The following is a 12,568-nucleotide window of genomic DNA, read 5'->3' as shown; positions in this document are numbered from 1 at the left end:
AGGATTCCCTGTGCCGACTCCGCCTGCCAAGTCTTCGCTGGCTGCCCACATGGACGAAAGTCCGGCGCCCTTGTATGCCCGCGTCAAACAGATGATCAGCCAGCAGATCCTCAACGGCAACTGGCCGCCGCATTATCGCGTGCCGTCCGAGAGCGAGCTGGTCAGCCAACTGGGCTTCAGCCGCATGACCATCAACCGTGCCCTGCGCGAACTCACCGCCGAAGGGTTGCTGGTGCGCATGCAGGGCGTTGGCACGTTCGTCGCTGAGCCCAAGAGCCAGTCGGCGCTGTTTGAAGTGCACAACATTGCCGATGAAATCGCCTCCCGCGGTCACCGGCATACCTGCCAAGTCATCCACTTGTGCGAAGAAGCCGCAGGCTCCGAGCGCGCCGTGGCCCTGGAAATGCGCGAAGGCGGGCGGGTGTTCCACTCGTTGATTGTGCACTTCGAGAACGACATTCCTGTGCAAGTCGAAGACCGTTTCGTCAACGCCCTGGTGGCGCCGGACTACTTGCAGCAGGATTTCACCCAGCAAACGCCTTACGCCTACTTGAACCAGGTTGCGCCGCTGACCGAAGGCGAGCATGTGGTCGAAGCGATCCTTGCCGATGCCGAAGAGTGCAAGTTGCTGCAGATCGAGCCGAGCGAGCCGTGCCTGTTGATCCGCCGACGCACCTGGTCCGGGCGCCAGCCGGTGACCGCTGCGCGTTTGATCCACCCCGGTTCCCGTCATAGCCTGGAAGGACGTTTCAGTAAATGAGTGCAGTGAACGTCTGGCGCGCCACCGATTACATCCGCATGCCATGGAAAAACGGCGGCGGCAGCACCGAAGAAATTACCCGCGACGCCGGCACTGGCCTGGACGGCTTCGGCTGGCGCCTGTCGATTGCCGACATTGGTGAGTCGGGTGGCTTTTCCACCTTCGCCGGCTACCAGCGCGTCATTACCGTGATCAAGGGCGCGGGCATGGTCCTGACCGTCGATGGCGAGGAACAGCGCGGGTTGTTACCGCTGCAGCCCTTCGCGTTCAGCGGTGAAAGCGACGTTTCCTGCCGCCTGATCACCGGGCCTATCCGCGATTTCAACCTGATTTATTCGCCGCAGCGTTACCACGCGCGCTTTCAGTGGGTGGATGGTGTGCAGCGGTTTTTCACCACGGCGCAGACCGTGCTGGTGTTCAGCGTGGCGGATGAAGTGAAGGTGCTGGATCAAAAGCTGGGGCATCACGACTGCCTGCAAATCGACGGTAACACCGACCTGCTGGACCTCTCGGTTACCGGCCGCTGCTGCATTATCGAACTGACCCAGCGCGGTTAAAAATGTGGGAGCGGGCTAGCTCGCGAAAGCGGTGTATCAGTGCCAGATAAGCTGGCTGACCCACCGCATTCGCGAGCTAGCCCGCTCCCACATTTGTATCTGTGTTGTTCAAGGGATCTGTTTCCGGCTCGCGCACCAATTTGTTACCGAATGCCCCAGCGTGGCGCAACGCCGCGTTGTTATGAACAATCGCCCCCCCTGAAAAACTCCTCCGTAAGAAATTTCGCCAAGCCTCCACGCCTTAATTTCCAAGGCTTTCGCCCCCCTGCGCAAAAAATCTGACACCCGCGTTGCGAAAGTTGGCCGCTCGATTGCATATGCTTGTATGTACAAGTAAAGATGTGTGCGTAAGACTCTCCTTCGCACCATCAATGTTCGCGCATCGATCGCCGAGGAGTCTTAGCAGTGACCAAGCCTACAAAATACCGTGACGTCGAAATCCGCGCCGCCCGCGGTAACAAGCTCACCGCCAAAAGCTGGCTGACTGAAGCGCCGCTGCGCATGCTGATGAACAACCTCGACCCGCAAGTGGCCGAGAACCCGAAAGAATTGGTGGTGTACGGTGGTATCGGCCGTGCGGCGCGCAACTGGGAGTGCTACGACCAGATCGTCGAGAGCCTCACTAACCTGAACGACGACGAGACCCTGCTGGTGCAATCCGGCAAGCCGGTCGGCGTGTTCAAAACCCACAGCAACGCCCCGCGCGTGCTCATCGCCAACTCCAACCTGGTGCCGCACTGGGCCAGCTGGGAACATTTTAACGAACTGGATGCCAAGGGCCTGGCCATGTATGGCCAGATGACCGCCGGCAGCTGGATCTACATCGGCAGCCAAGGCATCGTCCAAGGCACCTACGAAACCTTCGTCGAAGCCGGTCGCCAGCATTACAACAGCGACCTGACCGGCCGCTGGGTACTCACCGCCGGCCTCGGCGGCATGGGCGGCGCCCAGCCACTGGCCGCGACCCTGGCCGGCGCGTGCTCGCTGAACATCGAGTGCCAGCAGGTCAGCATCGATTTCCGCTTGAGCAGCCGTTATGTCGATGAGCAAGCCACCGACCTCGACGACGCTCTGGTCCGCATCGCCAAATACACCCAGGAAGGCAAGGCTATCTCCATCGCCCTGCTGGGTAACGCGGCAGAAATCCTGCCGGAACTGGTCAAGCGCGGCGTGCGCCCGGACATGGTCACCGACCAGACCAGCGCCCACGACCCACTCAACGGCTACCTGCCGGCCGGCTGGACCTGGGACGAATACCGCGCCCGCGCCAAGACCGAACCGGCTGCCGTGATCAAGGCCGCCAAGCAGTCGATGGCCGTGCACGTCAAAGCCATGCTGGAATTCCAGAAGCAAGGCATCCCGACCTTCGACTACGGCAACAACATCCGCCAGATGGCACAAGAAGAAGGTGTGGAAAACGCATTCGACTTCCCAGGCTTCGTACCGGCCTACATCCGCCCACTGTTCTGCCGTGGCATCGGCCCGTTCCGTTGGGCGGCGCTGTCCGGCGACCCGCAAGACATCTACAAGACCGACGCCAAAGTCAAAGAGCTGATCCCTGACGACGCGCACCTGCACAACTGGCTGGACATGGCGCGTGAACGCATCAGCTTCCAGGGTTTGCCGGCGCGTATCTGCTGGGTCGGCCTGGGCCAACGCGCCAAGTTGGGCCTGGCGTTCAACGAAATGGTGCGCAGCGGCGAGCTGTCGGCGCCGGTGGTGATCGGCCGTGACCACCTCGACTCCGGCTCGGTTGCCAGCCCGAACCGCGAAACCGAAGCCATGCAGGACGGTTCCGACGCCGTGTCCGACTGGCCACTGCTCAACGCCTTGCTCAATACCGCCAGCGGCGCGACCTGGGTTTCGCTGCACCACGGTGGCGGCGTGGGCATGGGCTTCTCGCAGCACTCCGGCATGGTCATCGTCTGCGACGGCACCGACGAAGCCGCCGAGCGGATTGCCCGCGTACTGCACAACGACCCGGCCACCGGCGTGATGCGTCACGCCGATGCCGGTTACCAGATCGCAATCGACTGCGCCAAGGAGCAGGGCCTCAATCTCCCGATGATCAAGTAATTCGATGTGGGAGCGGGCTTGCTCGCGAATGCGGTGTGCCAGTCACCGTAATCGTTAGCTGACCCGCCGCTTTCGCGAGCAAGCCCACTCCCACAATGGATCTGCGTTGCAAACAAAAACAATCCATCAGAGGTTGAACACACATGGCTGCAAATGACGCGCGTGCAAGCACCACCCCGTTGATCGAAAGGCGTTCGATCGACTACATCCCGGAAGCGGAAAGACACGGCCGTCTGTTCAGTCAGTTCACCCTATGGATGGGTGCCAACCTGCAAATCACCGCGATCGTCACCGGGGCTCTGGCCGTGGTGCTGGGCGGTGATGTGTTCTGGTCGTTGATCGGTCTGTTGATCGGTCAATTGATCGGTGGCGGTGTCATGGCGTTGCATGCAGCGCAAGGGCCGAAGCTGGGCCTGCCGCAGATGATCTCCAGCCGCGTACAGTTTGGTGTTTATGGCGCGGCCATCCCGATCGTACTGGTCTGTTTGATGTACCTCGGATTTACCGCGACCGGCACCGTACTGTCCGGCCAAGCGCTGGGCCAGTTGTTTGGTGTCAGTGACAGCGTCGGTATCCTTATTTTCGCCAGTGTCATTGTGCTGGTCACGGTGCTCGGTTACCGGGTGATCCATTGGATCGGCCGCGTCGCCAGCGTCATCGGCGTGGTTGCGTTCGTCTACCTGTTCAGCCGCCTGATCAGCCAGACCGACGTTGGTGCACTGCTGCAAATTCGCCACTTCAGCTGGAGCAGTTTTTTGCTCGCGGTGTCGCTCGCGGCCTCCTGGCAGATCGCTTTCGGCCCTTACGTGGCGGACTACTCACGTTACTTGCCGAGCAAGACGTCTTCGCTGAAAACCTTTCTCGCCGCTGGCGCGGGTTCGGTCATTGGTGCACAGGTGGCGATGATCCTCGGCGTGTTTGCCGCGGCCATGTCCAACGGGCAATTCGCAGGTCACGAAGTGGCTTACATCGTGGGTTTGAGCGGCACGGGGGCCACTGCTGCGCTGCTGTACTTCAGCATCGCTTTCGGCAAGGTCACCATCTCTACGCTGAACTCCTACGGCAGTTTCATGTGCATCGCGACCATCATCAGCGGCTTTCGGGGTCGCCTGGAAGTCACGCGCCTGCAGCGTCTGGTTTTCGTGCTGGTCATTGTCGGTACTGCGACCCTGATCGCGTTGCTCGGCCAGCACTCGTTCCTCGGTGCTTTCAAGTCTTTCATCCTGTTCCTGCTGGCGTTCTTTACGCCCTGGAGTGCGATCAACCTGGTGGATTACTACTGCATCACTCGCGAGCGCTATGACGTGCCGGCGCTGGCCGACCCGAACGGTCGCTACGGTCGCTGGAACCTGCTCGGTATCAGTGTCTATGTCTTCGGCGTGTTGGTGCAGTTGCCGTTCATCTCCACCAAGTTCTACACCGGTCCGCTGGTGGCCGCGCTGGGTGATGTGGATATTTCCTGGATCATCGGTCTGGTACTTCCCGCAGCCCTCTATTACGTCTGTGCGAAAAAGTGGCACAGCGCTATTCCTGAACACCTGATCCTGCCGCTAGAGCAGGGCGCTACACCAATAGCAAACGGGCTGGCTGCACAAGCCTGATGGGACGTGGACAGGGCAGGACGCCTACTGACTGCCGTAATCCATTTCAAGATTGGGAGCGTCACAACAATGAAAATGAATAAGACCCTGCTGGCCACCCTGCTGGCCGCAACATGCTCTGCAAGCCTGTTGGCGAGTGCCGGCGCTCAAGCGGCTGGCTGGTGTGAATCCGGTAAGCCGGTCAAATTTGCAGGTCTGAACTGGGAAAGCGGCATGTTGCTCACCGACATCCTGCAAACCGTGCTGGAAAAAGGTTACGACTGCAAAACCGACAGCCTGCCGGGCAACTCCATCACCATGGAAAACGCCCTGAGCAGCAACGACATTCAAGTGTTTGCCGAAGAGTGGGTTGGCCGCAGCGAAGTTTGGAACAAGGCCGAGAAGGCCGGCAAAGTCGTTGGTGTGGGTGCCCCGATCGTCGGTGCGGTGGAAGGTTGGTACGTGCCGCGTTACGTGATCGAAGGCGACACCAAGCGCAAATTGGAAGCCAAGGCGCCGGGCCTGAAAAACATCGCGGATCTGGCCAAATACGCCTCGGTGTTCAAGGACCAGGAAGAACCGTCCAAGGGCCGCTTTTACAATTGCCCGGCTGGCTGGACCTGTGAGCTGGACAACAGCGAAATGCTCAAAAGTTACGGCCTGGAAAGCACCTACACCAACTTCCGCCCAGGCACCGGCCCGGCGCTGGATGCGGCCGTGCTGTCGAGCTACAAGCGTGGCGAGCCGATCCTGTTCTACTACTGGTCGCCGACGCCGCTGATGGGCCAGGTTGATTTGGTCAAGCTGGAAGAAAAGCCCGGTGTGGATAAAAGCGTGAGCATCAAGGTCGGCTTGTCCAAGACCTTCCACGAGCAAGCGCCGGAGCTGGTGGCCGTGCTGGAGAAGGTCAACCTGCCGATCGATCTGCTCAACCAGAACCTGGGTCGCATGGCCAAAGAGCGAATTGAGTCGCCAAAACTGGCGAAAATTTTCCTCAAGGAACATCCTGAGGTCTGGCACGCATGGGTGAGCGACGACGCAGCCAAGAAAATCGACGCGGCCTTGTAGGTCAAGCGTGTCCGACTACCCTGAGGGGCTAGTCGGACACCCGGCCACAACCCACTGGATCGAGAGCACGCTATGTTTCCTGAGAGTTTTACGTTTTCCATCGCCGACTGGGTCAACGGTTGGGTGGACTCGCTGGTCACCAACTACGGTGATGTATTCCGGCAGATATCCGACACCCTGCTATGGGCCATCGTCAACCTGGAAGGGTTGCTGCGCGCGGCGCCTTGGTGGCTGATGCTGGCCATCGTCGGCGGCATCGCCTGGCACGCCACCCGCAAGGTGGTGACCACAGCGGTCATCGTCGGATTGCTGTTCCTGGTGGGCGCGGTGGGCCTGTGGGACAAGCTGATGCAAACCCTGGCTCTGATGATGGTCGCTACGGTGATCTCGGTGCTGATCGGCATTCCGCTGGGCATTCTGTCGGCGCGCAGCAATCGCCTGCGTTCGGTATTGATGCCGCTGCTGGACATCATGCAAACCATGCCGAGCTTTGTGTATCTGATCCCGGTGCTGATGCTGTTCGGTCTGGGCAAGGTGCCGGCGATTTTTGCCACAGTGATCTACGCTGCGCCACCGCTGATTCGCTTGACGGATTTGGGCATTCGCCAAGTCGACGGTGAGGTCATGGAAGCTATCAATGCCTTCGGTGCCAACCGCTGGCAGCAACTGTTCGGCGTGCAACTGCCGCTGGCGCTGCCGAGCATCATGGCCGGGATCAACCAGACCACCATGATGGCGCTGTCGATGGTGGTAATTGCCTCGATGATCGGCGCCCGCGGCTTGGGTGAAGACGTACTCGTCGGCATCCAGACCCTCAATGTCGGCCGTGGCCTCGAAGCGGGCCTGGCGATTGTGATTCTTGCAGTGGTCATCGACCGCATTACCCAGGCCTATGGTCGTCCACGGCATGAGGCGAGCAAATGACTACTGTCAGCAAAATTGAAGTTAAAAACGTCTTCAAGATTTTCGGCAACCGCTCCAAGGACGCCCTGGCCATGGTTAGCCAAGGCAAGACCAAGGACCAGGTGCTGGCCGAGACCGGTTGCGTGGTCGGCGTGAACGACTTGTCCTTGAGCATCGGCACCGGCGAGATCTTCGTGATCATGGGCCTGTCGGGCTCCGGCAAATCCACCTTGGTGCGCCACTTCAACCGCCTGATCGATCCCACCAGCGGCGCGATCCTGGTGGACGGCGAAGACATCCTGCAACTGGACATGGAAGCCTTGCGCCAATTCCGTCGGCACAAAATCAGCATGGTGTTCCAGAGCTTCGGCCTGCTGCCCCACAAGAGCGTGCTCGACAACGTCGCCTACGGCCTGAAAGTGCGTGGCGAAACCAAGCAGGTTTGTGCCGAACGCGCGTTGCACTGGATCGAAACCGTGGGCCTCAAGGGCTACGAAAACAAGTACCCGCACCAGCTGTCCGGCGGCATGCGCCAACGTGTGGGCCTGGCCCGCGCCTTGGCGGCCGACACCGACATCATCCTGATGGACGAAGCCTTCAGTGCCCTCGACCCGCTGATCCGCGCCGAGATGCAGGACCAGTTGCTCGAGCTGCAAAAGACCCTGCACAAGACCATCGTGTTCATCACCCACGACCTCGACGAAGCCGTGCGTATTGGCAACCGCATTGCGATCCTCAAGGACGGCAAGCTGATCCAGGTCGGCACGCCGCGCGAGATTTTGCATTCGCCGGCGGATGAGTATGTGGACCGGTTTGTTCAGCGCCGGGCGGCGGTGGTCTGACCCGGGTTTTGTGGCGAGTTGGCTGGCCTCTTCGCGAGCAAGCCCGCTCCCACAGGGGAACGCATTCCAAAGGTGGGAGCGGGCTTGCCCGCGAAGGGCCGGTAAGGCTGCACAAGAATTGAAGAAGGTATGAAGATGTCCCAGGCAGCAAAAATCATCATCGCCGACGCCCCGATGCGCTGGCAGGACGTGGTCGCCGTGGCCCGTCACGGCGCGGTGCTCGAACTGTCGGGTCACGCCTGGGCGCGCATCGACAATGCCCAGGCCATCGTGCAGCGCATCGTCACCAGCGGTGAACGCGCCTATGGCGTGAACACCGGCCTGGGCGCGCTGTGCAACGTGTCGCTCAAGGGCGAGCAACTCAGCCAGCTGTCGCGCAACACCCTGCTCAGCCACGCCTGTGGCGTCGGCCCGGTGCTCCGCGATGAACAGACCCGCGCGATTATTTGCGCGGCCATCATTAACTACAGCCACGGCAAATCCGGCCTGCATCCGCAGGTGGTGCATTCGTTGCTGGCGCTGCTTAACCACGGCATCACGCCGCAAGTGCCGTCCCAGGGTTCGGTGGGTTACCTGACCCACATGGCCCATCTCGGCGTGGCTTTGCTGGGCATTGGCAATGTGAGCTACCAGGGCCGCATCGTCCCGGCGCAACAGGCCCTGAGCGCAGAAGGTTTGCAGCCGGTGGTGCTCGGCGCCAAGGACGGCCTGTGCCTGGTCAACGGCACGCCGTGCATGACCGGCCTGAGCTGCCTGGCCCTGGCCGACGCGCATCACTTGCTGCAATGGGCCGACGTAATCGGCGCCATGAGCTTCGAGGCCCAGCGCGGCCAGATCGATGCGTTTGACGAAGCCATCATCGCCCTCAAGCCGCACCCCGGCATGCAACACGTGGGTATCAACCTGCGCGCCCTGCTCGATGGCAGTGAAGTGATCGCCAGCAGCAAAGGCATTCGCACTCAGGACGCGTTGAGCATCCGCTCGATCCCGCAGATTCACGGCGCAGCGCGTGACCAGGTTGAACACGCCACGCGCCAGATCGAGACCGAACTCAATAGCGCCACCGACAATCCGCTGGTGCTCGGCACCCCGGACACCTACCGCGTGGTGTCCCAGGCCAACCCGCACGGGCAGTCGGTGGCATTGGCGGCGGACATGCTCGCGATTGCCATGGCCGAAATCGGCTCGGTGGCCGAACGCCGTTTGGACCGCCTGATCAACCCACACGTCAGCGGCTTGCCGGCGTTCCTGGTCAGCAACCCCGGCGTCAACTCCGGGATGATGATCGTGCAGTACGTCGCGGCATCCCTGTGCGGGCAAAACCGTCAGTTGGCGCAACCGGCGGTGCTCGACAACTTCGTTACCTCGGGTTTGCAGGAAGACCACCTGAGCATGGGCACCAACGCCGCGCTCAAGCTGCACCAGCTGTTGGCCAATGTCACCCAGATTCTCGCCATCGAGTACCTGCTGGCCGCCCAGGCCTTCGAGTTTCTCAAGGACCAGCGTTTCGGCGCGGGCACTGACAGCGCCTGGCGTTTGCTGCGTGAAAAGGTCCCGGCTTACGAGCAGGACCGCTGGCTGGCGCCGGACATCGCGAGCGCCGCCGCGCTGCTCAAAGACACCGCTTTGCTGGCCCACGTATTACCCCATCTGCATTAAACCCTTATTCAAAATAAGTATTCAAAAGAACAATTCAAAGGAGCATGAATGTGACTGCGCTAAATCTGATTCCAGGCCAACTGAGCCTTGCCCAACTGCGGGCCATCTACCAGCAGCCGGTAACCCTCAGCCTGGATGACAGCGCCACGGCGCAGATCGAAGCCAGTGTTGCCTGTGTGGAGCAGATTCTCGCCGAGAACCGCACCGCCTACGGCATCAATACCGGTTTCGGCCTGCTGGCCTCGACCCGCATCGCCAGCGAAGACCTGGAAAATCTCCAGCGTTCGCTGGTGCTGTCCCACGCCGCCGGCGTCGGTGAGCCGATCAGCGATGCGCTGGTGCGGCTGGTCATGGTGCTCAAGGTCAACAGCCTGAGCCGTGGCTTCTCCGGGATTCGCCGCCAGGTGATCGACGCGCTGATCGCCTTGATCAACGCCGAGGTGTACCCCCACATCCCGCTCAAAGGTTCGGTCGGTGCCTCCGGCGACCTGGCGCCCTTGGCGCACATGTCGTTGGTGCTGCTCGGCGAAGGCAAGGCGCGCTATAAAGGCGAATGGCTGGAAGCCACTGAAGCGCTGAAAGTCGCCGGCCTGGCGCCGCTGACCCTCGCCGCCAAGGAAGGCCTGGCGCTGCTCAACGGCACGCAGGTGTCCACCGCGTACGCCCTGCGTGGCCTGTTCGAAGGCGAAGATTTGTTCGCCGGCGCACTCGCGTGTGGTGGCTTGACTGTGGAAGCCGTGCTGGGCTCGCGCTCGCCGTTCGACGCACGTATTCACGCGGCGCGGGGACAACGCGGGCAGATCGATTCGGCTGCCGCCTATCGTGACCTGCTCGGCGAAAGCAGCCAGGTCTCGCAGTCGCACCAGAACTGCGACAAAGTCCAAGACCCGTACTCCCTGCGCTGCCAGCCGCAAGTCATGGGTGCCTGCCTGACCCAGTTCCGCCAGGCCGCCGAAGTGCTGGTGGTGGAAGCCAACGCCGTGTCGGATAACCCGCTGGTGTTTGCAGCCGAAGGCGACGTGATTTCCGGCGGTAACTTCCACGCCGAGCCGGTGGCCATGGCCGCCGACAACATGGCACTGGCCATCGCCGAAATCGGCTCGCTGAGTGAGCGTCGTATCTCGCTGATGATGGACAAGCACATGTCGCAGCTGCCGCCGTTCCTAGTGGGCAATGGCGGGGTCAACTCCGGCTTCATGATCGCCCAGGTGACCGCTGCTGCACTGGCCAGCGAGAACAAGGCACTGTCCCATCCGCATAGCGTCGACAGTTTGCCGACCTCGGCTAACCAGGAAGACCACGTGTCGATGGCGCCGGCTGCGGGCAAGCGTCTGTGGGAAATGGCTGAGAACACCCGTGGCATCCTCGCCGTTGAATGGCTGGCGGCGTGCCAGGGCCTGGACCTGCGTGACGGCCTGAAGAGCTCGCCGAAGCTGGAAAAAGCCCGTGGCCTCTTGCGCGCCAAAGTGGGTTTCTACGATAAGGACCGCTTCTTCGCCCCGGACATCAATGCCGCCAGCGAATTGCTCGCCAGCCGCTGCCTGAATGAGTTGGTGCCGGCCAAGTTGTTGCCAAGCCTCTAAGCTCGCCGCTGTCCAATGGGGGAGCTGTCGAGCCTTGGCGAGGCTGCGACAGCTCCCACATTTAATGTGCGACAGATTTGAATTTTCTCGGGATAAAAATAACTAGGGAAGAGAAATGCACCAGCAAGAAAAGGGTTTGAAACGCGGGCTAAACGCCCGACATATTCGCTTCATGGCACTCGGTTCTGCGATCGGCACCGGGCTGTTCTACGGCTCCGCCTCCGCCATCCAAATGGCCGGGCCGGCCGTGCTGCTGGCCTACCTGATCGGCGGCGCCGCCGTGTTCATGGTGATGCGCGCCCTGGGTGAAATGGCGGTGCACAACCCCGTATCCGGCTCCTTCGGCCAGTACGCCAGCACCTACTTGGGCCCCATGGCCGGGTTTATCCTCGGCTGGACCTACGCGTTTGAAATGATCATCGTCTGCCTGGCCGACGTCACCGCCTTTGGCATTTACATGGGCTTCTGGTTTCCCGAGGTTGCGCGTTGGGTGTGGGTGCTCGGCATCGTGTTTTTGATCGGCGGCCTGAACCTGTGCAGCGTCAAGGTGTTTGGCGAGATGGAATTCTGGCTGTCGCTGCTCAAGGTCGGCGCCATTGTGGCGATGATCCTCGGCGGCTTCGGCATCATGTTGTTCGGCATCCATTCGGCGGGTGAGACTCAAGCCAGTGGCCTCAGCAACCTGTGGGCCCACGGCGGCTTCATGCCCAATGGCATTGGCGGCTTGATCGCCTCGTTCGCGGTGGTGATGTTTGCCTTCGGCGGCATCGAGATCATCGGCATCACCGCCGGTGAAGCCAAGGACCCGCAACGCGTTATTCCCAAAGCGATTAACGCGGTGCCGCTGCGCATCCTGTTGTTCTACGTGCTGACCCTGTTTGTGCTGATGGCCATCTACCCTTGGCCGCAGATTGGCAGCCAGGGCAGCCCATTCGTGCAGATATTCAGCAACCTGGGCATTGGCTCGGCGGCGACCATCCTCAACATCGTGGTGATTTCGGCGGCCGTCTCGGCCATTAACAGCGACATCTTCGGCGCTGGCCGCATGATGTACGGCCTGGCCCAGCAAGGGCAGGCGCCCAAGGGTTTTGCCCAACTCTCCGCGCAAGGCGTGCCGTGGATGACGGTGGTAGTGATGGGCGCGGCGCTGCTTGGCGGCGTGGTGCTCAACTACCTGATCCCGGAAAACGTGTTTCTGCTGATCGCCTCGATTGCCACCTTCGCCACTGTTTGGGTATGGCTGATGATTCTGTTCACCCAGGTTGCCATGCGCCGCTCGATGACCAAAGAGCAGGTCGCCGAGCTGAAATTCCCAGTGCCGTTCTGGCCGTATGCGCCCGCTGCGGCCATCGTGTTCATGCTGTTCGTGTTTGGCGTGCTGGGTTACTTCCCGGACACCCAGGCGGCTTTGCTGGTTGGCGCCGTGTGGATCGTGCTGCTGGTACTGGCCTACCTGCTGTGGGTTAAACCCTCTGCCGGGCAAGCGTCTAAGGTTCATTACGACCTGGCTTTGTCTCATCGTTAACTTAGGGAGGCGTTG

At 61.2% G+C, this 12,568-nt stretch carries 10 protein-coding genes; all 10 read left to right on the top strand.

The features are described from left to right. Positions 1–49: 49 nt before the first annotated feature. The 10 genes from hutC (at position 50) to FW764_RS09535 (ending at position 12,553) form a co-directional block, all read left to right on the top strand. Positions 50–760, top strand: a complete 711-nt coding sequence (hutC, locus tag FW764_RS09580; RefSeq protein WP_446433814.1) for a histidine utilization repressor — start codon at positions 50–52, stop codon at positions 758–760. Continuing rightward, on the top strand, positions 757–1,317 hold the full coding sequence (locus tag FW764_RS09575; RefSeq protein WP_446433718.1) for a HutD/Ves family protein: 561 nt from the start codon (positions 757–759) through the stop codon (positions 1,315–1,317). Before hutC ends, FW764_RS09575 begins: the two co-directional genes overlap by 4 nt. 405 nt (positions 1,318–1,722) lie before the next feature. Further along, positions 1,723–3,393 (top strand): urocanate hydratase, encoded by a 1,671-nt coding sequence (gene hutU, locus FW764_RS09570; RefSeq protein WP_446433717.1) that lies wholly within the window; start codon positions 1,723–1,725, stop codon positions 3,391–3,393. Positions 3,394–3,536: 143 nt separating this feature from the next. Then, positions 3,537–4,994, top strand: a complete 1,458-nt coding sequence (locus FW764_RS09565; RefSeq protein WP_446433716.1) for a purine-cytosine permease family protein — start codon at positions 3,537–3,539, stop codon at positions 4,992–4,994. Positions 4,995–5,063: 69 nt separating this feature from the next. Beyond that, the gene (locus FW764_RS09560; RefSeq protein WP_446433715.1) at positions 5,064–6,041 is read left to right on the top strand and encodes an ABC transporter substrate-binding protein; all 978 of its coding nucleotides are present in this window, start codon (positions 5,064–5,066) and stop codon (positions 6,039–6,041) included. 72 nt (positions 6,042–6,113) lie between these two features. Then, complete coding sequence (locus FW764_RS09555; protein WP_083355696.1) at positions 6,114–6,965, top strand: ABC transporter permease; 852 nt, start codon at positions 6,114–6,116, stop codon at positions 6,963–6,965. Beyond that, positions 6,962–7,786, top strand: a complete 825-nt coding sequence (locus FW764_RS09550; RefSeq protein WP_369301658.1) for a quaternary amine ABC transporter ATP-binding protein — start codon at positions 6,962–6,964, stop codon at positions 7,784–7,786. Before FW764_RS09555 ends, FW764_RS09550 begins: the two co-directional genes overlap by 4 nt. A gap of 135 nt (positions 7,787–7,921) precedes the next feature. Then, positions 7,922–9,445, top strand: a complete 1,524-nt coding sequence (locus tag FW764_RS09545) for an HAL/PAL/TAL family ammonia-lyase (protein ID WP_446433714.1) — start codon at positions 7,922–7,924, stop codon at positions 9,443–9,445. 44 nt (positions 9,446–9,489) lie between these two features. Further along, positions 9,490–11,028 carry a histidine ammonia-lyase gene (gene hutH / locus FW764_RS09540; protein ID WP_446433713.1) on the top strand — a complete coding sequence of 513 codons (1,539 nt, stop codon included), beginning with the start codon at positions 9,490–9,492 and terminating at the stop codon, positions 11,026–11,028. A gap of 115 nt (positions 11,029–11,143) precedes the next feature. After that, on the top strand, positions 11,144–12,553 hold the full coding sequence (locus FW764_RS09535; RefSeq protein WP_446433712.1) for an amino acid permease: 1,410 nt from the start codon (positions 11,144–11,146) through the stop codon (positions 12,551–12,553). Positions 12,554–12,568 lie beyond the last annotated feature (15 nt).

The organism is Pseudomonas sp. 1152_12, assembly GCF_052850675.1.
The sequence above is the reverse complement of the archived record's forward strand: the minus strand, read 5'-3'. Positions and strand labels throughout refer to the sequence as shown.